This window comes from Bacillus sp. 220_BSPC (assembly GCF_001054655.1).
Taxonomy (GTDB): domain Bacteria; phylum Bacillota; class Bacilli; order Bacillales; family DSM-1321; genus Peribacillus; species Peribacillus frigoritolerans.
On sequence record NZ_JVPL01000275.1, the window covers coordinates 1 to 21,651 of the forward strand.

At 40.6% G+C, this 21,651-nt stretch carries 24 protein-coding genes, 3 pseudogenes and 2 riboswitches; of the genes and pseudogenes, 12 read left to right on the plus strand and 15 right to left on the minus strand.

The window, feature by feature from the left end:
- On the plus strand, positions 1–588 hold a 588-nt coding region (locus ADA55_RS29905), incomplete at its 5' end, for a hypothetical protein (RefSeq protein WP_048686778.1).
- Between the two features lie 469 nt (positions 589–1,057).
- Here ADA55_RS29905 and ADA55_RS21695 read toward each other — a convergent pair.
- A complete protein-coding gene (locus tag ADA55_RS21695) occupies positions 1,058–1,453 on the minus strand; it encodes a winged helix-turn-helix transcriptional regulator (protein WP_048687547.1) in 396 nt (131 codons plus the stop codon).
- Between the two features lie 135 nt (positions 1,454–1,588).
- Between ADA55_RS21695 and ADA55_RS21700 the strand changes: the two genes are divergently transcribed.
- The 4 genes and pseudogenes from ADA55_RS21700 to ADA55_RS21715 all read left to right on the plus strand — a co-directional run bounded on the left by ADA55_RS21700 (position 1,589) and on the right by ADA55_RS21715 (position 5,811).
- The gene (locus ADA55_RS21700) at positions 1,589–2,107 is read left to right on the plus strand and encodes a DJ-1/PfpI family protein (RefSeq protein ID WP_048687548.1); all 519 of its coding nucleotides are present in this window, start codon (positions 1,589–1,591) and stop codon (positions 2,105–2,107) included.
- 489 nt (positions 2,108–2,596) lie between these two features.
- On the plus strand, positions 2,597–3,418 hold the full coding sequence (locus tag ADA55_RS30765; RefSeq protein WP_414629833.1) for a cache domain-containing protein: 822 nt from the start codon (positions 2,597–2,599) through the stop codon (positions 3,416–3,418).
- Positions 3,354–3,890 (plus strand): annotated as a pseudogene (locus ADA55_RS21710) (methyl-accepting chemotaxis protein); the annotation flags it as partial. The gene ADA55_RS30765 and the pseudogene ADA55_RS21710, both read left to right, overlap by 65 nt.
- A gap of 718 nt (positions 3,891–4,608) precedes the next feature.
- On the plus strand, positions 4,609–5,811 hold the full coding sequence (locus ADA55_RS21715) for a C40 family peptidase (protein WP_048687551.1): 1,203 nt from the start codon (positions 4,609–4,611) through the stop codon (positions 5,809–5,811).
- Positions 5,812–5,816: 5 nt separating this feature from the next.
- Here the strand turns inward: ADA55_RS21715 and ADA55_RS21720 are convergent, their stop codons facing one another.
- The 10 genes and pseudogenes from ADA55_RS21720 to ADA55_RS31505 form a co-directional block, all read right to left on the minus strand.
- Positions 5,817–6,446: a poly-gamma-glutamate hydrolase family protein gene (locus ADA55_RS21720; protein ID WP_048687552.1), complete on the minus strand. Its 630-nt coding sequence runs from the start codon at positions 6,444–6,446 to the stop codon at positions 5,817–5,819.
- Between the two features lie 85 nt (positions 6,447–6,531).
- Positions 6,532–6,681, minus strand: a complete 150-nt coding sequence (locus ADA55_RS30130; protein WP_153246158.1) for a CapE family protein — start codon at positions 6,679–6,681, stop codon at positions 6,532–6,534.
- A gap of 69 nt (positions 6,682–6,750) precedes the next feature.
- A complete protein-coding gene (locus tag ADA55_RS21725) occupies positions 6,751–8,334 on the minus strand; it encodes a gamma-glutamyltransferase family protein (protein ID WP_048687553.1) in 1,584 nt (527 codons plus the stop codon).
- Positions 8,335–8,409: 75 nt separating this feature from the next.
- Complete coding sequence (locus tag ADA55_RS21730; RefSeq protein ID WP_048687554.1) at positions 8,410–9,693, minus strand: CapA family protein; 1,284 nt, start codon at positions 9,691–9,693, stop codon at positions 8,410–8,412.
- A gap of 10 nt (positions 9,694–9,703) precedes the next feature.
- On the minus strand, positions 9,704–10,153 hold the full coding sequence (pgsC, locus tag ADA55_RS21735) for a poly-gamma-glutamate biosynthesis protein PgsC (RefSeq protein ID WP_048687555.1): 450 nt from the start codon (positions 10,151–10,153) through the stop codon (positions 9,704–9,706).
- A gap of 15 nt (positions 10,154–10,168) precedes the next feature.
- Positions 10,169–11,350, minus strand: a complete 1,182-nt coding sequence (gene pgsB / locus ADA55_RS21740) for a poly-gamma-glutamate synthase PgsB (RefSeq protein WP_048687556.1) — start codon at positions 11,348–11,350, stop codon at positions 10,169–10,171.
- A 787-nt stretch (positions 11,351–12,137) separates the two neighbouring features.
- Positions 12,138–12,353 carry a hypothetical protein gene (locus ADA55_RS21745; protein ID WP_048687557.1) on the minus strand — a complete coding sequence of 72 codons (216 nt, stop codon included), beginning with the start codon at positions 12,351–12,353 and terminating at the stop codon, positions 12,138–12,140.
- 448 nt (positions 12,354–12,801) lie between these two features.
- Positions 12,802–13,212, minus strand: a complete 411-nt coding sequence (locus tag ADA55_RS31100) for a methyl-accepting chemotaxis protein (RefSeq protein WP_082162888.1) — start codon at positions 13,210–13,212, stop codon at positions 12,802–12,804.
- Positions 13,206–13,745 (minus strand): annotated as a pseudogene (locus ADA55_RS31500) (methyl-accepting chemotaxis protein); the annotation flags it as partial. The gene ADA55_RS31100 and the pseudogene ADA55_RS31500, both read right to left, overlap by 7 nt.
- Positions 13,737–14,132 (minus strand): annotated as a pseudogene (locus ADA55_RS31505) (HAMP domain-containing protein); the annotation flags it as partial. The pseudogenes ADA55_RS31505 and ADA55_RS31500, both read right to left, overlap by 9 nt.
- Before the next feature lie 530 nt (positions 14,133–14,662).
- Positions 14,663–14,705: riboswitch (PreQ1 riboswitch) on the plus strand.
- Between the two features lie 55 nt (positions 14,706–14,760).
- Here ADA55_RS31505 and queC point away from each other — a divergent pair.
- From queC to queE, 3 genes are read left to right on the plus strand one after another with little or no spacing between them, the layout of a single operon-like run.
- Positions 14,761–15,426: a 7-cyano-7-deazaguanine synthase QueC gene (queC, locus tag ADA55_RS21760; protein WP_034309401.1), complete on the plus strand. Its 666-nt coding sequence runs from the start codon at positions 14,761–14,763 to the stop codon at positions 15,424–15,426.
- Positions 15,426–15,896, plus strand: a complete 471-nt coding sequence (gene queD, locus ADA55_RS21765; protein ID WP_034309398.1) for a 6-carboxytetrahydropterin synthase QueD — start codon at positions 15,426–15,428, stop codon at positions 15,894–15,896. Before queC ends, queD begins: the two co-directional genes overlap by 1 nt.
- Positions 15,889–16,617: a 7-carboxy-7-deazaguanine synthase QueE gene (gene queE / locus ADA55_RS21770; protein WP_048687560.1), complete on the plus strand. Its 729-nt coding sequence runs from the start codon at positions 15,889–15,891 to the stop codon at positions 16,615–16,617. The genes queD and queE overlap by 8 nt, the downstream gene beginning before the upstream one ends.
- Before the next feature lie 44 nt (positions 16,618–16,661).
- Here the strand turns inward: queE and ADA55_RS21775 are convergent, their stop codons facing one another.
- The gene (locus ADA55_RS21775) at positions 16,662–17,009 is read right to left on the minus strand and encodes a DUF4260 domain-containing protein (RefSeq protein WP_048687561.1); all 348 of its coding nucleotides are present in this window, start codon (positions 17,007–17,009) and stop codon (positions 16,662–16,664) included.
- A 51-nt stretch (positions 17,010–17,060) separates the two neighbouring features.
- Positions 17,061–17,630, minus strand: coding sequence for a TetR/AcrR family transcriptional regulator (locus tag ADA55_RS21780; RefSeq protein ID WP_048687562.1), 570 nt, complete (start codon positions 17,628–17,630; stop codon positions 17,061–17,063).
- Between the two features lie 389 nt (positions 17,631–18,019).
- On the opposite strand from ADA55_RS21780, the gene ADA55_RS21790 reads away from it, so the two are divergent.
- Together ADA55_RS21790 and ADA55_RS21795 are read left to right on the plus strand one after the other, a co-directional pair.
- On the plus strand, positions 18,020–18,304 hold the full coding sequence (locus tag ADA55_RS21790; protein ID WP_048687564.1) for a hypothetical protein: 285 nt from the start codon (positions 18,020–18,022) through the stop codon (positions 18,302–18,304).
- A gap of 44 nt (positions 18,305–18,348) precedes the next feature.
- The gene (locus tag ADA55_RS21795) at positions 18,349–19,320 is read left to right on the plus strand and encodes an HD domain-containing protein (protein ID WP_048687565.1); all 972 of its coding nucleotides are present in this window, start codon (positions 18,349–18,351) and stop codon (positions 19,318–19,320) included.
- Between the two features lie 160 nt (positions 19,321–19,480).
- Here ADA55_RS21795 and ADA55_RS21800 read toward each other — a convergent pair whose 3' ends face one another.
- Both ADA55_RS21800 and ADA55_RS21805 read right to left on the minus strand, forming a co-directional pair.
- On the minus strand, positions 19,481–19,921 hold the full coding sequence (locus ADA55_RS21800) for an SRPBCC family protein (protein WP_048687566.1): 441 nt from the start codon (positions 19,919–19,921) through the stop codon (positions 19,481–19,483).
- 42 nt (positions 19,922–19,963) lie between these two features.
- Complete coding sequence (locus tag ADA55_RS21805) at positions 19,964–20,437, minus strand: SRPBCC family protein (RefSeq protein WP_048687568.1); 474 nt, start codon at positions 20,435–20,437, stop codon at positions 19,964–19,966.
- Between the two features lie 242 nt (positions 20,438–20,679).
- A riboswitch (PreQ1 riboswitch) is annotated at positions 20,680–20,722 on the plus strand.
- Between the two features lie 50 nt (positions 20,723–20,772).
- Here ADA55_RS21805 and ADA55_RS21810 point away from each other — a divergent pair.
- A complete protein-coding gene (locus ADA55_RS21810) occupies positions 20,773–21,315 on the plus strand; it encodes a VUT family protein (protein ID WP_048687567.1) in 543 nt (180 codons plus the stop codon).
- A gap of 21 nt (positions 21,316–21,336) precedes the next feature.
- On the plus strand, positions 21,337–21,483 hold the full coding sequence (locus tag ADA55_RS29610) for a hypothetical protein (RefSeq protein ID WP_153246159.1): 147 nt from the start codon (positions 21,337–21,339) through the stop codon (positions 21,481–21,483).
- The last annotated feature ends 168 nt before the right edge of the window (positions 21,484–21,651 follow it).

The window sequence follows — 21,651 nt, forward strand, 5'->3', positions numbered from 1 at the left end:
TATTTCCCGAAGAGATATTATGACTCAAATCCTGATGCTGGAGGTTTTTTTCCGTTTGCAATAGAAGGCACTACACCATATGTTTTCTTAATGGATGGCTTTTATCTACCAGAATGTGATGAAAATTTCCTGCCATTGTGGATGAGGAATATGAAAGCATTTCCACTTTATTTTTGTGCTGAGGTTTCTTCTTATTGGAAAGATGAGTTTGAACATAATTGCAAGGAATTCAATATCAGTTATAGATACTTAACTAACCGATACGTTGTTACTGAAATCCAGAATGAAAAGCAGTTTAAGGAGATTTTCCCTTTCTATATTACTCTTGGTAGTGGGAATGATTTAGTTTTATGGTCCACAAACAAAGATGTATTTAGTGTAGAACAAAGAGAATGGAAAGGAAATTGGGAAGGGAAAATTGCGGGAACAGTAGTGGTTAAAGTAGAAGTCGATGCAAGTATTTTTTGGATTGGCTATGATGGAGATAACATTGCGGTTATCTCAGGTCAATCGAATTTCGCAACATATAAAAAAATAATCAAGACTTTTCCCGATTTTGTAGTTCCAAAGCTATGTAAGTACGAGTAATTTTAAAAATTAAAATGATTATGAGACCCCTGATAAGAGAAGGTCTCATTTATTTGACTAAAAAATAACAATATTATTTAACATAACCTTTATTTAAAAAATGTTCCAGTTGATTTCAGAAATCCGCTCCCTTTCCGCCGACAGTCTGCCAAGCCTCCTCGACGCAAGCGTCTGCGGTGTCTCGTCTAGCCAGTTATTCGGCAGGAGTGTCGCAAATTTCTTCAATCGATTAAGGATATAGGAAAAAAACATGAAGAATAATCTAGTCTTAAGAATATTGGGGATGAGACTAGCCTACAGTTTTTTCTTAATAAATGTTCCAGTTGATTTCAGAAATCGCTCCCTTTCCGCCGACTGCCTGCCAAGCCTTCACAGCATGCACTAGTGGGGTCCCGGCCCTTGGAAAGCGAGTGTCTGGAGGCAACGCTCACATTTTACAATGGGCTTTGTTTTTCGGGTCACGAATGCATTATTTATTCCCATCATTTTCACTGACATGCATTTCTTGTTTAATTTCATTCATCCTGTTTTTTCCCCATTCATACATCATTTCAACGATCGGCAGCAAGGTCATTCCAAGTTCAGTCATGGAATATTCGACTTTTGGAGGGATCTCGGGATATACCTCCCGATGGACGATGCCGTCTTCCATTAGTTCACGTAACTGATTCGTTAAGATTTTATGGGATATTTTCGGGAAAAGCCGTTGTAGTTCACTGAATCTGTGTGGGCCTTCTACACCTAAATGCCATAGAATGACGATTTTCCATTTGCCGCTGAATATGGATAAAGTAAGTTCTTTTTCGCAATTATAATAGCCGTTTAAGATCTTTTCTTTGATTTCATCTCTTAATGTTTCTGACATGGACATTAGCTCCTTTTTTATTTTACCAGTAACCTTAAGGTAACCTCCGCACATAAAAGTGCATTCTTCACAGCGCCGATTACGAGCGTTACAATTTGAGTGTCATCAGACAATTCAATTCAGGAGGCAATATATATGAGTAAAAAAGCATTACTAATTATACCACCAGAACGTTTTAATGAAGATGAATTATTTCAGCCGAAGGAAGTATTGGAAAATGCAGGGGTGGCAGTGACGATAGCCAGTACGAAAACAGGAGAAATAACTGGTGACTATCAAGGCAAGGCTTTGGCAGAGGTGATCTTTTCTGAAGTTTCAGCAAGTGATTATGATGCAATCGCAGTAATTGGGGGATCAGGTACGAATGATCATCTATGGGGCAACCAAGAACTGCAAAGTTTTTTGAAACAAGCGCATGAACAAAAAGTTCTTGTAACGGGAATTTGTGCAGGTTCTGTCACTGTAGCGAAAACAGGTTTACTTTCTGGACGTAAAGCTGCTTGTTACCCAGTTGATGTTCAAATTGACGAATTGAAAGCCAATTCCGCTGAATATGTAAAACAGCATGTCGTTGCGCATGGTGACATCATAACGGGTGATGGTCCGGATGGCGCAAAAGAATTCGGAGAAAGCTTAGCCGCAGCATTACGCTAAATCGCGTTTTATTGCTGACTTAATATCCCCTATGTGAAACCCTTGGATTCTATACAATCCAAGGGTTTTTTTATTTGAAAATGGAATGCGAACTTTAGACCTATTAATTTATCCGTTATTGGTGATTGACAAGGGGTTGATAGGTATACAGTATGTTTATGTGGAAAAATAAAGTAAGTGACCGTAATTTAGGAAGGATCCATTTTGAGCATAGATTGAATCTTTGTTTTCACACATAAGGGCATTTGCAGGCCAAATAAAAGGGGGAAACGATTGATGAGAAGTTCATCGATTGACAAGAAAGAAAAAGTAAAGAGAAGGATATCGCTCCGGATAAAATGGTTACTATTTATATGTACATCCGTTTTTCTCGCGATAGTCGTATCCGTTTCGATAATGGGGGTAAAGGTGACTTCCATTTTTAAAGAAGATAGTACGTCCATCAACGAAAGCTCGGCCCAAAATGCAGCGGCACAAATCGATTTGAGCATGGCCACGTATGAAAATTCGCTAGAGCAATTATCACAGCTGGTTTCCAATCAGATCAAGAATGGTGATTCAATCAAGGATATTCAAAAAACGTTAGAGGCTTTTCAAAAGAACAATGAGGATTTAATTTCCGTTTATTATATGGATGGATCGGATGGTTCCTTGTATGCTTCTCCCCAAATGGATTTCAATCAGGATGCCAGGGAGACAAAGACTTATACGCAGCTGACCGAAAGACCAGAAACGAAATGGATGGATGTGTATAAAGATGGAGGTTCGGGAATGATCATGACTTCCGTTGTCACGCCCGTTTCATCGGACGGGAAAATGGCAGGGGCCCTGGGTTATGATATCGACCTTGCGGCAATCGGGAAAATGAGGTCAACCATCGAAAAAGATTCCACTAGCAATCTGGTGATATTGGATTCACAAGGGTTTATCGTGAGTTCATTCATGAAGGATATGGACGGGAAGAATATGAATCCTGACAAAAGCGGCATGGAAGAAGGTGTGGAGGATTTCATTACGGACACTGATCGATTCAGTTCAGAGTTCAAGTGGGTGGCCGACATGTATAATGGGGGCGGAAAAGCGAACCAACCCTTGACGTTGGATGGTGAAGATTACACAGGTGAATGGAGTACGGTCCCTGAAGTGAACTGGAAGGTGTTGGCGCTCACACCAGACAACATCCAGCATGAGCTTAAGACTTGTGGAAAAATCAAAAACCATTTCAGATGTCACGAATGCCATTTCGAAAATATCGGAACAAACCAATTTATTATCTTTGAATGCATCTATAGAAGCTGCAAGGGCAGGTGAGTCCGGCAAAGGTTTTGCTGTCGTGGCGAATGAAGTAAGGAGCTTGGCTGATGATTCAAAAGAAGCTACAAAAAATATTCAAGCAATCATCCAAAGCATTCTGTCAGATACAGAGGAATTGCTGAAAACGACAAATGAAACGAATCAAATCAGCAAGGATCAGAAAAATGCCGTGAACACGGTAAGTGAAGCCATGAAAGAGCTGGAAGATTCAGTCGGGAAAATATCCAATTCGATTCAGGAAGAAACACAATCCATTGAAAGCATCAATCGACAAAAAGAAACGGTTATTAAAGTGATAGAAGAAATCACCGCCGTATCACAGCAAACGACAGCTTCATCAGAAGAAATTGCATCATCCATGGAGGAACAAGCTGCTTCTTCCAATGAACTTGCTCAATATACACAGCAGCTTACACAGTTAATAAATGATTTGGAGCAGACGCTAGGGGAATTCCAGATAGAGAAGTAGGGAATAAGAAGTGTTGCAAAAAGGGAGGCCATTACAGTGGTTTCCTTTTTTGTTGGATTGCCATTTCATCATTCTGAAAGGTGAATCGCTGGGACATCTCTCTATGGTGGACAAAAAATTGAAGCACAAAAGTATAATTTAGAGGATCGGGTCAAGTATCCATGCTTTTTTTACAAAGGGGAATAATATATAGGAATCGGACAAGTCGGCACGGATATTAGAAGCTTCACAAATTTATATGCGATAGATTCATAGTAACGAGAGGGGAATGCCATTTAGCTTTCCCCTTATTTACTTCTGCTAGATGATGGGTGTACCAATGGGTTTGGGTTCCTGATCAATAATCCATCGCCTTCGTAATCAATTTCCGTTTGTTCTCATGCAAAACCTCAAATACGTTTCCCTTCCAAAACTATGCTACATATCTTCCATTTTTATCAAAGTGTGTAAACAAAATCCTCTAGGAATTCTTCGATTTCCAACTTTTCTCGATGAGGTATAGGAATAATGATTTGCTTTTATGGTGTTTTATTGAATCCGACTGTTGGTTCTTTGTGAAAAATAGGCTAAAGGTTTCGTTATTTTTACCGATAATATTATTGTTGTGAGCATTAAGGTGAATCTGATTGAGTGAATGATAGGATAGAAGATTCGTATGATGGGATTTACATGAACATCGTAAATATATAAATATTTCAGCATATAAAGGAAGGTTAAAATGTTTAATGGAAAAATAAGCTGTATGATACTGACATTGGTATTCATGGTTAGTTTTACTTTTTTACCTGGTTTAAAGGCCGAGGCTGCAGATCCTGTGCATACTGTAATCTCTGGCGAAACGGTGGAATCGATTGCCAAGACATATGAAATATCGGCTGAACAATTGATGAAGACGAATGGTTTACCGGATGATAAGTTATTTGCGGGCCAAAAGTTGACAATCATTCAAACGGCGTATATTCCTTCCATCTATCAATGGTCGGAGAGAGGAAAAAAAATTGCGAAATATGCGAGATCTTTCATAGGGTTTAAAAAGACAGCTGGAGAGGAGACGCCTGAAAAAGGATTCGATTCGAGCGGATTGATTCATTGGGTGCTTTCCCGGCAAAATGTGCCGGTTGACCGTTTGACAGTAGATGGTTTTTATAAGCAAGGGATGGATACAGCCACTCCGAAAACTGGGGATATAATATTCTTTCTGGAAAAAGACAGCTTAAAAGTGGTGACTGCGGGTATTTATGTCGGCAATAACCAATTTGTCAATTCTGGATATGGTGCGGAAACGGTTCAGGTGAGATCCACTACAGAAGATTACTTTGCAAAATACCAAGTGGCGTACAAAACATATACGCCTAAAGGAGAGCATATCGTCCAAACGGGAGAAACACTTAAAAGTATATCCGAGAATTACAGTATTTCCTTGAGTACGATCAAAAGTCGTAACGCTTTAAATACCGATGAGTTGATGCAAGGGCAGTATCTTCAACTATACAGCAACCCGTTATATCCGTTTTACGTAAACCAGGAGGCTGCATATGATAAGGCATATGATGTCATCAAGTATGCATACACTTTACGCGGATTCACCTATGCTTTCGGGGGAGAAGATCCAATGACCGGAATGGATTGCAGCGGCTTCATTTATTGGGTCATGAAAGAGCAGGGCCTTTCGGTAAAACGAGGTTCCGCAGAGGAATACTTTTCATTGGTACCCAAAATTTATAATCCAAAGGCAGGGGATTTAGTATTTTTTAGCGACACAGGAACAAGGCTAGGTGTGACGCATGTAGGTATTTATCTGGGTGACGGACGTTTTCTCCATACAACGGAAAACGCAGGCGTTCATATTTCCAACCTTTCGTCAGGTTATTTTGCCGAGAAATTCGAAAGCTTCGGTCAAGTTGAAAGCCTCATGGACTAAGAAGGTCATTCAACCTGTTTATATTCATGAGTCGCTTTTTCAATGGCAGTAACGAACCGTTTAAGAAGATTACAGTGATTGACCCTGTTTTTACTGGTAAAGTCATCACCTTTGAAAAAGCTTTTTCTGAGCTTTGTGGAAAGTTCCAATTGCACCCCTGCACCAGTTTTGGATGTGTTGGTGATGTTGTTTCCATTCATGCCAGAAAGGTGCTGCGGTGCATGATCAGTTTGAAATCCAGCTTTGTTGAGGCATTGCTGGATAAGGTTCTTATATGGTTCGTTCTTTCCGCCAATGTAAACCAGCGCATGATGTACGTCGTAGTGGCCATGGATCGAAAGGGTGGTCTGAGCATTCGCTGCCATCGAAACGCCGCTCGGTTCATTGAATAAGCGGGATGTTATATGGAGGACCTGGTTGCCCCTTGGTTTTAGGCCTTCGAATAGGTAGGTGCTTGCACAAAGTCTCTCTCCAAGTGCGGCCGCAACTTCGCTCGTACCTGGTTCGATATTCCCGCCATGGATGGCTAGAACTGCAATATCAGGATTCCTGTGATGAACGATGATGCGGTAATCAAGGTATTCTTGTTCATTTTCCTGCAGTTCAAAAAAATCGGTATAGCTATTTTCAATCATGGTAATCCTCCGTATCTGTAGTGTATCTAATCTTCCATACCCGTTGACGGCAAAAATAAAAAAAGCGGGGATGCCCCAGCTTTTTTTATTTTTCGACTGTTGTATATTGTTCTATTTTCTTTTGCTCGTCGGGTGTTAACGTTTCTGTCCGTTTAAACGTATTCATTGTTACAAGCAGGGCTGCTACAAGAAGGACAGGTATTACCCAGCTTGTTATTTTTTTTACGATATTCATATTCAAAATCCCCTTATACAACGCTAAAATTCATATGATATTTAGAAAAGGAGGGGCTGGATTGCCTGTTTAATGCTGAGCTTTCCAGCTTCCGTTTCTTCTTTTATCTCCAGCTCCGGATATTTGTCCATTTTTCTCGTTTTTAACGAGTCCTTGAACCCCGCCATAATACATGGGGGAAATCTTCTGAATGACTTCATATCCTGAATCTTCCAAGTCGGATATGGTTTCATCCGAAAGCCTGGATTCTGTATAAATCTTCTTTCCATCAAAGACGAACCGATTACGATCGACGATATCCTGTAATGAGCCTTCATTTTCTGTATAAGAATAAAGAACCTGCATCAATACTTGCGGAATCCTATCACCGCCTGGTGAGCCGATCCCGATCGATTCGCGCCCAGGTTTCTTGAGAATGGTCGGAGCGGTGAAAGTTCTTGACCGTTTATATGCCTCTTGAGAGTTCAAGCCGGACCTGAAATTTTTCAATTGATCGTTAAGGAAAAATCCATTTGTATAATCCCCAGATCCGAAAAAGTTACTGAGCGTATTTGTTGTGGAAACGACAGTGCCATTTTTGTCCATTATCACAAAGTGTGTCGTACTTTCATGTTCTTCGGAACCATTCGATTCTTTATCTTCCCATTTTTCACTTTTTATCTTATTTTTAAGATTATCCAAGTGAATGGGGGAGAGCAATTTTTCCGCCTTGGAGTGACTTATTCCATCTCCAACATGGACGGTCCGATCTTGATAAGCAGTATCCGTGATGCCCCCCAAGACTTTCATATAAGCTGATTTGCTTGAAGAATCACCTAGGTTCATTTCCTCGGCTAGCTTTAACATTTCAAGAACGGTAATTCCTGAAAAGGGCGGAGGGGCGGTAAAAACATCATAACCGGCAAATGTTCCTTGGACCGGTTTCCGTTCTTTCACCTCATAGCGCTTTAAATCCATCAAGTCGATATCTGATTCCCTTTTAATATCCCGCGCAATTTCCCCTTTATAAAAACCATCAGGTCCTTCCTGCTGGATCTCCTTCAATGTTTCAGCAAGTCTTTCCTGGACGAGGGTTTTGCCTGGTTCAATGGCATCACCATCAGGATAAAAAAGTGAAGTCGCATCGGAGGATATCCTTGGCTGAGCCGCTTCTAAGCGTGATGATAACGATTCGTCGACTTCAAATCCGTCTTCAGCCAAATCTATCGCCGGCTGAAGAAGATCTGCCATTGGTACGCTCCCATACTTATCACTGATGACCTGCATGCCGGCCACTAAGCCAGGAATCCCTGCATCGTGTCTTGAACTTGGGTCTTCTGGGGAGGATTCACGATAATCGATAAATTCGGGTTCGCCGGATTCCGGGGCAATAAGCATACCTCCGCCGCCGCCCACGCCAGATCCATAAGGTTCGACTACACCTAATACATACGATACCGCAATGGCGGCATCAGCCGCCGTTCCGCCGTTTTCCAAAATATCCATACCGACATCTATTGCGAGTGGATTTGAAGAACTGACCCCATATGATTGTTCCGTTTTACTCTTTATCGGATCATTCGTGTCAGAAATAGGGGGTGTCTTCGAACATCCAGCAATATATATGAGCAAGCTTAGGGATATGAGCACTTTTCCGGTCATACGGTTAATCATCGGTTTTTCCCCCTTTTCGTTGAGCTTCTAAGTTGTGTGTCTTCATTCTTCAAAATAGTAGTGATAAAGCGTTCCTTACTGAATGGGTTGCATTTCCGGTTGTTTAGCTTGTACGGCCTTTTTCTCTTGTGCTGCTTTTTTCTCTAGTGCAGCTTTCTTTTCCATTGCTGCCTTTTCCTCTTGTTCACGCTGTCCCTTATGATCGATTACCTTCTTGTGATCCAAGGTAATCTCGATGCGATCCTCTTTTTTAGACCACTGGACTTTTTCACTCGTTTCCTTCGTCAACTGTCGGTAAACACGTGATTTGTCAATGGAAGAGGTAGCTGGCCTTGGTGTTGCTTCTTCAATTTGCAGCGGTACGACATCGATTGTAGCTTTTCCGTCTTCCGCTAAATGGTATTGAACCATGGCTGAATCCTTTGTGCGTGTCCAGCCTTGATCGAATATGAAATTTCCTAGACTATAGAAAATGATTCCATCTTTATAAACATCAAACGATTGAAGCACGTGGGGGTGATGCCCGATGATGATGTCAGCGCCCGCATCGATGATAGCTTTAGCCAAGTCTTTTTGCCGATCGGTTGTTGAGGTTGAATACTCTTGTCCCCAGTGCATATTCACCACAACCAAGTCTGCATTGCCTTGCTTGGCATTCCTTGCTTTGCCGATCATTTCAAATAATAAATCAGGATTGGAGTTCAATAGTCCGGCTTTATCATTTTTTGATACGGCATCCTTACCGTAAACATCTGTGAAGCCAAGTGTTGCAACACGTACGCCATTAACATCCGCATAGTCGATGCTGTTTTTTGCTTCCGCAGTGTTCGATCCAACACCGACATAGTGCATATCCTCACTTTTGAATTCATCAATCGTGTCAAGGAGTCCTTGTTCTTCATAGTCCATCATATGGTTATTTGCCAATGACACCACAGAGAAGCCAGCATCTTTAATGGCTTCCACACCACTAGTATTGGAGTTTAACCGGATTGGAGTATCTGCTTCCTTGTAGTTAGATACCTCTTCTTTTAAAGCGGTATGTTCATAATTCCCACTGACATAATCCGAATTGGCAAAATAGGGTTTCATATACCGGAAGAGGTATTCATACCCGTGCTTTTCCGTCACTTCTTCAACATAACGTCCCATCATCACATCACCGACCATTGTCATCGTCAATGGTTGATCGGATTTTGTTGCGACTGTTTTCACTTCCTCAGCCCGTCCCATCCAAGTGGTAATGACTAAAGCGATTAGTAATATAGGTAGTATGATTCCAGTGTATTTAAGATTCTTTTTCTTCGTGCGTTTAATAAAGATAAGTGTTTTTTCTTTTGCATTTAAAGTCCGTTTCATTTTTTGCACCTCAGAATAGGTAATACACGTTCATTAAACCGAAAGTTAAGCCGGATAATAAAAGCGTGCTGCCAAGTGTCAATGGCATTCCTTGTCTTTGTATGGTATTCGCTATCAATCCAGGTACGATTATACCGATTCCCCGAAACTCGAATATTTCAAAGGGCATGACGGGGTAGACTAAGTCCAATAGGAGTTTCAAGCAAATCCCGGTCACCATCATGGCGGCGAATTTTCTTCTTCCATATAAAATCACCCATCTTGAAAGGCCGTGGGTGACGATTAAATAAGTTACGACACTAATGATCAAAATGGTGAGCATGATTTCCCATTGATCAAATACTAATGCCAAATAACCTGGGACGATAAGTCCTGCGGGTACGACACCCGTCTTTTCTGAAAATATAAGGCTAAGCGTTACTCCCAGTACTAGGGCTACGTATAAATCCGATCCAAACATTAAGGTTCCTCCTACTTAACTTGCTTTTTGCTTTGTTTTAGATTTCATGAATGCTTCAATTAATGGTTCCGCTGCACCGTGAATATTCCCGACACCGTAGACGATGCGATTTTTCATCAATGGGCGGAGACGGGCCACGATTTCTTCAGTTGACCAGTTTTCTAAATCCCAATATTCTTTAGTATCCAATTTACCTTGCTCGAATACCCTTGTAATCGGTGATGTGGTTTCGCCAATGGCAATGACGATTTCAGATTTTATGTAAGGCAATACATCTCTTGCAAACTGCTCGGTACGGTCCACACGATCGGCACGGCAATTCATGATGACGATAGGAGGTTCTGTGCTGTATCCGAACGTATTGACACGTTCCCATATGTTCAGCGTCGATGACGCGTCATTTGCAGCAAAGCCATTGACAAAGAAAGTTGGCTGGATGGGATCTCCGAATTTGGTGATCCGCATGGCACCTGGATCGGGATGCGCATTCAACATGCCGCGAAAAGCCGTTTTTTCATCAATGCCCAATGCTTCAGCAACGGCCAAGGCCAGTGATGCATTATCAGGAAATACCATATAGTCGAATTCACGCAGGAACTCTTCCGATATTCTGGAGTTGTCTGCAACGATTACTTTTGTGTTGCGTTCTTTGGCAATTTGCTTGAAAAAGTCCAAATATTCACTTTCGATGGTTATTAAGTGACCATTATGGGGAATGGTAGCAGTGAAGGCTTCAGCAACCTCATCCAATGTCGGTCCCATGACATCCATATGGTCTTCCAATACATTCACGATGACCCCAATGTTTGCCTGGATCATTTTGTTTTGAAAGATTAGTTGATAGTCAGGCTGTACGGCCATGCACTCACAAACCAGTGCTTCCGTGCCTAAGTCGGCCACTTCTTTAACTACACGCCGTTGTTCTCCTATGTTGGGTCCTTCCGGGCGTCGTACAATCGGTTTTTCCTTGTCGGTAAACCAATAGATCATTCTTGCTGATGTTCCGGTTGTTTTACCTACTGTTTTGTATTTAGCTTCCTGGATCACACCTGTAATTAGACGCGTTACAGTCGATTTCCCTCGAATCCCATTCACATTCACACGTACCGGGATGGAGTCGAGACGCTTCTGATGGCGTTTTTGTTCAAAAATGCCATAGCCAAGCAAAAAGATCGCACAAATAAATATTGGTGCCATTTTTTAACCTCTCTTTTTTTCAAATATTTGAATTACTGAATACACACTACATGATTTTAAACTTAATAGGCAAGAGTCAATTATTCTATCGTAATATAGTTATCGTCAGCTTTTTCAAATATATGTATATTAGAGTGTAATAGTATCTAATGGGATAAATTGTTTTATGAGTACAAAGATATGGCTGAAAATTGAGGGAATCGAGGTTTTATTTACACTAAATTATGGAAAGTTTAATAAAAACCTATTTTGGTCAGAAGTAAAATAGGTTTATGAGTATTTGAACCTAATTCATAATGGCTATATTTGAATAATAATTAATTTTTAAAAGTTAGGTTTATTACAGTTTGTTAATTGTTTATACCCATTGTTTGACATAAACGTTACAATTTTTATGCATTTGTCATTCAATGTGAAATATTGCATCTAACGACTCAAATAGTTGAACTCTTTTGAATATGGATAAAGATGAGTAAAAGAACACATCTCTTTTTTTTGATATTTTTCGGATTTTCCTTGGTAATACCCAGGGGTCTATAATTGAACTTTTACCTAAAACATGAAATAAACTAAAGTTAACCCATTTCTTTTAAAAAATACCTAGTTTCTTCTATAAATATAGTGTTTATAGAAGAATGAAAAATAAAAAAGCCCAGAAGCATATCTGAGCTTTCGGCTTATATATTGTAAATGAATGTAATGGTCACGGATCTCCGTTAATCATGGAGATTTAACTTTTGTGGGTCTTGAGTTACAGCTTGGGTAGCTGATAATGGAAGGAATCAGGTTAACTGGATTTCTTTCTGTCAGAAATCTCAAGGTTGGAGCCCTTTTTACCGCCATCAATCACATAAAGTCTAGGAGCTAATCTCCTTCTTTTTCCTTGATTGTCAGGATTCTTCTTCATATAATTTTCGTATTCTTTGCGAAAGAATTCTTCGGTTTCCCGTTCCAGTGCTTTTCTTTCTTTAAAATCTGCGATGAATTTGAAAAAACGTTTCATATGAATTCCTCCTTATGGGGTTAAAAGGTCTTAGTTTAATAGTAACATATCGTTGGTGTAGTTTAACCTTTTTTTACAAATTTGGAGTGGAAAATATGTTTTTGTGTGAATAAAGATGTGAATGGTTTGATTCGAGAGAAAGCATGCAATCGATAATTACTGAGCATATGGGCCCGTGCATGGTGTTGAAGGAAAGGACAGGATTTGCAGGTATTGGAAGTAATCATTATTTCAGTTAAAATATTCCTTTAATTATATTCATTATACACTAAATATTCTGAAAACAAAGGAAAATATTCACTTCCAGCCGCTTTTGATAGATTTGCTTTTTTAATGGTTCATTATTGTGTATAGTTATATATTCCCCGAATATACGAAAATGAAACAACCCTTATAATAGGAGAAAAAAAGCAAGTTCCCGCATTCAAGCAGCGGGAACTTGCTAGTGTCATAATTGGACTTTCTTAACCTGTGCAGTCAGCAATTCTGCCGAAGATGCAAGTTCACTGGCATGATTCGTGATTTCATCCATCGAAGAGCTGGATTGCTGAGCGGAGGCGGAGACTTGTTCGATTCCTGCCGCGGACTCTTCAGAAACGGCAGCGATATCTTCGATAGCCTGATTGATTTTTTTGCTATTTGTGGAGATATAGTTCAATTCTTCGGTAATATGCTGTATTTTCATTTCCATATTCCTGACAGAGTGATTGATTGTTTCAAAGGTTCGGCCTGTGAGTGTGATCTGTTTCGTGCCTTCATCCACTTGAGTATAACCATCTTCCAGGGAGTGGACGACTGTTTTTGAACCCGTTTGAATGGCGGAGACAATATTGGTGATATCCCCAACGGAGTGTGTGATTCAGCGAGTTTCCGCACTTCATCGGCGACGACGGCAAAGCCCTTGCCATGTTCACCAGCACGAGCGGCCTCTATGGCTGCATTCAGCGCCAATAGATTGGTTTGATTGGATATATCTTTGATGACCTGCACAAGCTGCGAGATGTGCTGTGATTGAGAATCGAGCCCTTTCACTTGCTCTACGGCATTTTTGACAATCCCATCAATACTTTGCATCTGTTGGACTGAACTGCGCATTAAAGCGGTGCCGTCCTTGGTCAAGGAAAGGATTTCGGTTGAACTTCTAGCCACATCCGCTCCTTCCAGGTGGGCCAACTCGATCCTGCCGGTGAAATCATCCATCATGCGAACCATTTCAGCTGCCCGGCTGGCTTGTGACTCCGAACCTTCCGAAAGTTCATACATCGTAGACGCTATTTGCTTGCTGCCCTGCTGCACTTCATTTGCTGATTGAGTCAGATCCTCGCTTTGGTTGGTAACGGATTGCGAAACAACGAGCATTTTTTCGATCGTATCACGAAGGTTTTTCTGCATTTGGTTGGCGGAGACCGTTAATTCGCCCAGTTCATCATATGACTTTTGCTCCAGGGGCTCATGATTCAGCTCTCCGTCAGCAACCATTTTCATCCTGTCCCTAATTTTAAGGAGGGGGGTGGTAATGAGGTTGGCAGTAACAAGCGCCAGCACAAGGCCGATAAGGACTGCTGCAATGGATATGATGATACTTGTCGTCTTGACCGATTTCCCGCTTTCGATGACGGTTTTACCTGAAGCGACAAACAATTCCTCGCGTTTAGAAGCAAGCTCCTTGAAACCCTCCATTACTTCATTGCTGATTGGCGCCACTTCATTTTTGAGTATCTCTTTAGCGCGTTCTTCATTTCCTTTTTCATACTGGATAAATACCCGTTCTACAATCATCGTCCTCCAATCCACGCTTTTCTCGATCAATTCCTTTGTTTTATCAGAATCGCTTAAGGCTAGGAGTTCCTCCTGGATGACCTGGCTTTCTTCGGTATATTGTAAGAACCTTTCTTTATAACTCTCGTGGCCATATAGAATATAGGCCCGGATGAATGCGGTTCTTTGTGCTAGATTATATAGGAGCTTTTCGTCTTGGATAAGAAGCGGAAGGTCCCTTTCGATGATATCCTGGGAGTATGCCAGTGACTTGTAGCTGCTATAAATGTTGAATGCTCCTAAGATGACACATAAAGATATGATGAGTGAAAATGCCACCAATACCTTTGCTTTAATGCTTTTCAAATTATTGGACCCCTTTATCGATATTTTATTCACTCTTTTTTATCGGATTTTTAATGTGATTTTTAAGTAATGAAAAGTTAACCAAATTTTCCATCAGGTCTAATGTTCACTTTATATAAACATCTTGATTTCTTATCATTTTCAAGTTACTATTGACTTGGAAAAATATAATATTCCGCGTTAAGGCGGAAGAGGTTCTAGCTACCCTCTCAAAAAAACTAAGGAGAAACAGTGCTCTATTCTTAGGGTGCTGTTTTTTTCCGTAAAAAGGAGTTTTATAGAAATGAAGAAGAAAGAAAAGGCAGTGGTTGTGTTTAGCGGAGGGCAGGACAGTACGACGTGCCTGTTTTGGGCATTGGAGAGATTTGAGGAAGTGGAAGCGGTGACGTTCGATTATAATCAGCGGCATAGCTTGGAAATCGAATGCGCTCAAAACATTGCCAAGGAATTGGGCGTGAACCACCATATCCTTGACATGTCGCTGCTGAACCAACTGGCACCGAATGCATTGACAAGAAGTGATATCGCAGTGGCGGACGGAGAAGAAGGGGAGCTGCCGTCGACGTTCGTGCCAGGGAGGAATTTGCTGTTCCTTTCGTTTGCCGGAGTGCTGGCGAGCCAGATTGGCGCTAAACATATTGTCACAGGAGTCTGTGAAACGGATTTCAGCGGATATCCTGACTGCCGCGATGTATTCATTAAATCGTTGAATGTGACCTTGAACTTATCGATGGACCAGTCATTCGTGATTGATACGCCGCTAATGTGGCTTAATAAAGAGGAAACATGGGAGCTTGCTGACCAGCTTGGCGCGTTCGACTTTGTCCGCGAAAAGACCCTGACTTGCTATAACGGAATCATCTCCGATGGCTGTGGGGATTGTCCGGCATGTAATCTGCGGAAAAAAGGACTGGATGACTATGTAAGCAGACGGAAGGTGCTTTCATGATGTACGGTTTTAAGATAGTGGATAAACTCCAAAAAATAGATGAAGATATTCAGCGCAGCCAATTGAAGTATACAAACAAGAGGGTTCTCGTGAGTAAGGAATTCACCTTTGACGCGGCGCACCATCTGCATGACTATGAAGGGAAATGCAAGAACCTGCATGGCCACACGTATAAAGTCATTTTCGGATTGAGCGGGTATACGGATTCACGCGGGTTGATGATAGATTTTGGTGACATCAAGGATATATGGAAAAATGAAATCGAAATCCACCTGGATCATCGTTATTTGAATGAAACCCTGCCGCTCATGAATACAACAGCTGAAAATATGGTTGTCTGGATCTATGAAAAAATGGCCGAAGCCCTTTCATTAAAAGAATATGAGGGTGCTAGAGTCGAATTTGTTCGACTGTACGAAACGCCGACAAGCTATGCCGAAGCCAGACGGGAGTGGATGGAAAGTGAGTAAACTCCCGGTTATGGAAATCTTCGGGCCGACCATCCAAGGAGAGGGAATGGTCATTGGTCAAAAAACCATGTTCGTTCGGACGGCCGGCTGCGATTATTCATGTTCCTGGTGTGATTCCGCATTTACTTGGGATGGCACAGGTAAGGAAGATACCGTTCAGATGACTGCCGATGAAATATGGGATGAGCTGAAGCGAATTGGGGGTTCCGGTTTTTCCTTCGTGACGATATCTGGGGGAAACCCGGCCCTGCTGAAAAACCTAAACGGCTTGATAGCGATCTTACATGAAAATAAAATGAAAATTGGTGTCGAAACACAAGGGAGCCGATGGCAGGATTGGTTTCTCGATATTGATGAACTGACTATCTCACCTAAGCCGCCGAGCTCTGGAATGAACACGGACTTTACGGTTCTTGACCAAATCATCTCGAATCTTGCCAATCGAAATCCTGAAAACCATGTTTCTTTGAAGATCGTCGTCTTTAACGAGGAAGATTATCAATATGCCAAACATGTACATGGGCGTTACCCGGATATTCCTTTTTATCTGCAGGTCGGCAATGACGACAGCAGGACGGCGGATGATCATCAATTGATCAGCGGCCTATTGAAGAAGTACGAAGAGTTAATTGATAAAGTGATAGCGGATGATGAATTGAATGATGTGAAAGTCCTGCCACAGCTGCATACCTATATATGGGGTAACAAGCGGGGCGTGTAAAGTAAAGGCAGTGTGATGTTTAATCACACTGCCTTTTAAGCTTATTACAACCTTTGCATGTGTGTAGCTTTGAAGGATGATGTGTATTTAAGGCCATATCCAAATAAGCGATCCATTCCTATATGTGCGGTCCAAATTAAACCAATCATCATCCATGCATCCGACTTTAGGAAAATGGCTAACAAAATCATGAAGATGGACACGATATAAGTATGGAATGCGTTATAAACCTTTGCTCCAATCCGATCATCGATCAGATAGGCCAGCATGGAAACATCAGGGGACAAAATCAACAAAAGGAAAATCCACCAGCTGAATTCATATAACGAATAGATGTAAATCACCGCTAAAAGGACCATAAGTCCTTCAATATGAAGGAATTTCTTCACCATTTCATAACCTCCAAAGTTTAATTGACCATTGGTCAATAGTGTCCGAAAAAATTATATGATGTTCTTGGTGATATTTTTTACATGAAAATAGGCTAAACCTTTTACATCTTGATAAGATAGCTCAGAATTAATATAAAAAGTTATGAATCCGTGAAGAGAAAGAAAAATCGACCAAATGGATGCAGGATTCAGTTTGTTGTCCGTTAGATCCGTCAAGGACTGGATTAGCTTTTCGTATGTTTTATTAGAATCGAATTGAAGTAACTGCTGAATTTCTTTTTCCTTCGATAAAAACATGATGGAATAATGATTCTGTTGGGTTAAACCAAACTCCAAGAAGCACAATAAAATCTTTTCCATTTTTACAGAAGGGGCATTTTCCGACAGGATGATATCATCGATTAAAGAATTTAAAACGGAAAAATCCGTTTTCACTAAACTATAAAATATTTCCGCCTTGTTTTTAAAATGATAATAAATGGCTCCATGACTGCAATCCAATGATTTAGCCAATTGCCTCATCGAGACATTCGAATACCCTAACGCTGCAAAAAGGTTTCTAGCTTCATTCAAAACCATGTCCCTGGATAATTCTTGACCTGCCGATTTCCTTGGCGACATCTTGTCACCTCCTTATTAATTGACCACTGGTTAATTAGGATGATAGCTCACTGATTTTCAAATGTCAATTATTAGGTCGAATGATAAAGTACTGTTTTTTAAGTGGAATTTTGCCATTGTAGGCAACCGAAATCGCGATAGCCCTATAGTAAACCTGAAATCGAAAGGAACACTTGCTAATCTTACGGTTCAAGGGGAGGGTAAAGTTGCAAATGGAGCAGTGGGCGAAGATGCAGAATCCATTTCCAGTTCCCCTAACCAGAAATTTGAATGTCCTTGTAACTGAAAAAGAATCCCGCTTTTAATATGAGCTCGTCTTAGTTTTTAACCAATAATAACCTTTTATGGTATTATGAGGTTATACAGATGTCCTTGGAAGGGATGAATATATGAAAAAGAAATTTGGTATTTTGGCATCAATTTTCATAGTCTTGACCGGCTTTTTTTTATTCACTAAACCGTATAAAGAGAAAACAAAACCTGTAGAAGACATTTTTGAAGTGTATCCAACAGATCAGGTAATAACAAATGAAATGATATTCATAGAGGGTATTGATGAGGTCAATCCAGGGAATATCGATTTGAATGATGAAGAGGAATTGGAAAAATTGGTGAAAAAGCAATATGAGCAAAATCAAAAGGGGGAAATAATTTTTACAGAAAAAAATCAGTGAAATCACCTGCCTGTAATGAGTAACTAATGGGGGAGGGGCAGTTATTGATAGTATTGGATAGTATCTATGGGGAACACATTGTAGAGGGAGTCCTGGAAGAGCTGATAGTAAGCAAACCGGTCCAAAGATTGAAAGGGATACATCAAGGTGGGGCAAGTTATTTAGTTAATGAGAAGTGGGATGTCACACGATTTGACCATTCGATTGGTGTGATGCTTTTAATAAAAGCGCTTGGAGGTTCATTAGAGGAACAAATCGCGGGCTTACTGCATGACGTATCCCATACTGCATTTTCACATGTCATTGATTTTGTTCTGGATTGTAAGGATGAAGATTATCATGAAAAGATATATGATCAAGTCATTATGGAATCCGAAATCCCATTTATACTGAAGGAATATGGATATGATTGTAAAGTCATTTTCCAATCAAAATGGGAATTGCTTGAACAACCAGCACCTGAGTTATGTGCAGATCGGGTAGATTATACTCTTCGGGATATGTATCAATATGGACATATCACCAGGGAATCCGTTAATGAATTTCTAGATCATGTCATCATAATAAATGGAAGGATGTATCTGGATAATATTGAATCGGCGGAATGGTTTGTGAAAACGTATTACAGCGAAGTTATTGATTTTTTCATGAACCCGCTTAATATATATGGCTATGATATCTTGGCAAAGACCTTAAAAGTGGCTTTAGCTAAAAAACTGATCAGCCTTGATAACTTACTCAGTACAGATGAAGAAGTTATGTCCTTGTTAAGCTTCACTGAAGACCATGCAGTGCAAAACCTGTTAAAACGGATCCATGGTAACGTAAAGGTGAAAGAAGATCAATTGGAATACGATATACATCGGAAAAATAAAATGCGCCTGATAGACCCTTCCGTTATTCAAGGAACCCAATTAGTAAGAGCATCCAGCTTATCGGAAAAAGTGAAGAAAATGGGAATTGAAGCCTATAAAAAAGCTTCAAAGGGCATATATCTAAAAGTGATTTCAGATTGAACTTTGTGTCAAATCATACGGAAAGTCAAAAACTCAAGGGTATCATTCATCCTTGAGTTTTTTCTCGGAAACATCTAAGTCTCCTCCCGTATAATCGAACATCTAGGAAAGAGCTAGATTAACGGATGCCTTATACATCTGAACCAGCAATCTTTAATAATTAAAAAACTAATGATGCTCTCAAAGTAGTAACGCCATTTTCTAAATAACCCTTTAAACAGGTTAATGTATATACCCAACCTTCTTTTTGTCCGATCATTTTGTTTATTATTTCAGGGTCGTCTTCACTCAATCCAGATTCGTTCACTTCAATGATCGTACTCGTTTTATCCAACTCTTTTAGTGTAATGGTAACAATCGTTTCTTGATCATTTCCGCCCCATGCAAACACGATTTTCCTATTTTCCTCTACTTCCAATACATGAATGACCACTTCAGCATCGTATTCGTTGTATCTCAATGTAGGCGTCCTGCCTTTTTCCCATCTTTCCGAACTTGATGAGAACCAGAAATTCCCGATTTTTTCAGGATTCACAATGGCTTCAAACACTTCAGTAGCTGGCTTGATTATCTTAAATTTCGTGATTATTTGGGTATCCATTACTAACTCAACTCTCTTTCAATGTGTTTTTATAGTTTCCGTTTAATTATCCCAGTCTACTGATATGGGCGGGAGGGTCCGTCCAGTTTCAAGCAAGCTCTTCAGGTTACTTAAAAGGGCTGGCCATCCATTATTCAAGCCTTCAAAGGTATTTTCATCATATACGAAATCCGTCTCCAATAGCTCCTCATGCCTAAGAATTAACTTCACAGTAGAATCGTCCATTTTCTGTAATTCAAAAGTGACCCGTGTAGGCTGCTCGCGAGGTGTTTCGTCTCCTGCCATGATCCATGTAAACGAGAGCAGGTGCAACGGCTCGCATTTAAGTACATGCCCATGATCGGTAATCCGTCCATCATCCAGCAAATATTTAACGGCTGACCCTTCTTGCCAGTCAGACTGTACTTGTAATCCGAAGTGGTATTTCTTCGTGACTTCACCACTCGTCAAGGCTTCCCAAAGCTTCTCTGGTGTGGTTGCGATATAAATAGGATAGACAAACGTAGTTTTTTTCATCATTCTTTTTCTCCTCGCCAAATAAGGTACAAGACTCTATCTTTGATTTTCGGCTTTTATATACAGCCGGTCAAGCAGTTTTATGCGACAGAAATCGGCAAAAGGGGGAAACAGGCCCATTGAAATAAATGGCTAAATCAATCGGTTTCAGCGAATACATACTTAAATCGACGGTATGGAAACTTCTTGATTTCCAACCGCTTTCAAGCTACGATGAATAAGGAAAATGATAATCCGCCCGGGCGGAAGAGGTTCTAGCTACCCTCTCAAAAAAACTAAGGAGAACAGGGCTCTTTCTTAGGGTGCTGTTTTTTCTGTATAAGGAGAATTAAGAAATGTTAAGAATTTTATTGTATTTAGTATCCATCATCACGGCGAATGTGGTTACAGCAGCTTTTGCGCCATTACATTTTGGCATGTTCATCATCCCGATGGGGACATTGCTCATCGGGGGAACCTTCATCTTCCGAGATCTGGTCCAGAATAAATTCGGCCGCGCGAAGACCTATATATGCATCGTCACTGCACTTATTTTATCTGCATGTGTATCATTTTTATTAGGAGATACGTTACTGATTGTGTTTGCTTCCGCATTATCCTTCGTGGTCGCAGAAACAGCGGATACGGAAATTTATACCCGTTTAAAGCTCCCGATGAGTTGGAGGGTGTTTTACAGCGGGATCGTTGGAGGATTTTTCGATTCAGTAATATTTGTCGTGATTGGCCTAAGTCCTCTGGGTGCCAATATATTGCCATGGGAAGCAGTACCAGCTGCGGTCATCGGCCAAATCATCGTTAAAACGATCATTCAGTCCATTGGTGCCGTATTGTTGGGACGAATCAACGTAGAACTGGAGAAACGTGTAGTCTCCAGTTAAATGCTAGGAGGGATGCACTCGATGGATGGAACCAAAAAAGAAGAAGAAAAATGCTATTGCCTCGAGGCCTTTCGTGAAAAATATGGCCCGCATGTTCAAGGGGAATGCATGAAGCTCTCCTGCGCCAATTATCGCAAGCATAAAGGAATAGACAAAAAAAGGACCTGATTAGGTCCTTTTTTTGCGTGATTGAAGTAACTCACGAGTAAACAGTGCCAAACTAAGTGTACAGTACGAATTCACGAGTAAAAGTGCGAAATTCACGAGTAAAATTACGAAATTCACCAGTAAAAGTGCGAAACTCACGAGTAAAAGTGCAAAATTCACGAGTAAAAG

Bases quoted from the DNA above. Each gene is read 5' to 3' on its own strand.
- ADA55_RS21715 (WP_048687551.1), top strand. From the start codon at position 4,609: ATGTTTAATGGAAAAATAAGCTGTATGATACTGACATTGGTATTCATG.
- ADA55_RS21790 (WP_048687564.1), top strand. From the start codon at position 18,020: ATGAAAAAGAAATTTGGTATTTTGGCATCAATTTTCATAGTCTTGACC.
- ADA55_RS21810 (WP_048687567.1), top strand. From the start codon at position 20,773: ATGTTAAGAATTTTATTGTATTTAGTATCCATCATCACGGCGAATGTG.
- ADA55_RS21725 (WP_048687553.1), bottom strand. From the start codon at position 8,334: ATGATTAACCGTATGACCGGAAAAGTGCTCATATCCCTAAGCTTGCTC.
- queC (WP_034309401.1), top strand. From the start codon at position 14,761: ATGAAGAAGAAAGAAAAGGCAGTGGTTGTGTTTAGCGGAGGGCAGGAC.
- ADA55_RS21720 (WP_048687552.1), bottom strand. From the start codon at position 6,446: ATGATTGAAAATAGCTATACCGATTTTTTTGAACTGCAGGAAAATGAA.
- ADA55_RS21700 (WP_048687548.1), top strand. From the start codon at position 1,589: ATGAGTAAAAAAGCATTACTAATTATACCACCAGAACGTTTTAATGAA.
- ADA55_RS29610 (WP_153246159.1), top strand. From the start codon at position 21,337: ATGGATGGAACCAAAAAAGAAGAAGAAAAATGCTATTGCCTCGAGGCC.
- pgsC (WP_048687555.1), bottom strand. From the start codon at position 10,153: ATGTTTGGATCGGATTTATACGTAGCCCTAGTACTGGGAGTAACGCTT.
- ADA55_RS30130 (WP_153246158.1), bottom strand. From the start codon at position 6,681: ATGAATATCGTAAAAAAAATAACAAGCTGGGTAATACCTGTCCTTCTT.
- ADA55_RS21775 (WP_048687561.1), bottom strand. From the start codon at position 17,009: ATGGTGAAGAAATTCCTTCATATTGAAGGACTTATGGTCCTTTTAGCG.
- pgsB (WP_048687556.1), bottom strand. From the start codon at position 11,350: ATGGCACCAATATTTATTTGTGCGATCTTTTTGCTTGGCTATGGCATT.
- ADA55_RS21745 (WP_048687557.1), bottom strand. From the start codon at position 12,353: ATGAAACGTTTTTTCAAATTCATCGCAGATTTTAAAGAAAGAAAAGCA.
- ADA55_RS21730 (WP_048687554.1), bottom strand. From the start codon at position 9,693: ATGAAACGGACTTTAAATGCAAAAGAAAAAACACTTATCTTTATTAAA.
- ADA55_RS21800 (WP_048687566.1), bottom strand. From the start codon at position 19,921: ATGGATACCCAAATAATCACGAAATTTAAGATAATCAAGCCAGCTACT.
- ADA55_RS21805 (WP_048687568.1), bottom strand. From the start codon at position 20,437: ATGAAAAAAACTACGTTTGTCTATCCTATTTATATCGCAACCACACCA.
- ADA55_RS30765 (WP_414629833.1), top strand. From the start codon at position 2,597: ATGGCCACGTATGAAAATTCGCTAGAGCAATTATCACAGCTGGTTTCC.
- ADA55_RS21695 (WP_048687547.1), bottom strand. From the start codon at position 1,453: ATGTCAGAAACATTAAGAGATGAAATCAAAGAAAAGATCTTAAACGGC.
- queD (WP_034309398.1), top strand. From the start codon at position 15,426: ATGTACGGTTTTAAGATAGTGGATAAACTCCAAAAAATAGATGAAGAT.
- ADA55_RS21780 (WP_048687562.1), bottom strand. From the start codon at position 17,630: ATGTCGCCAAGGAAATCGGCAGGTCAAGAATTATCCAGGGACATGGTT.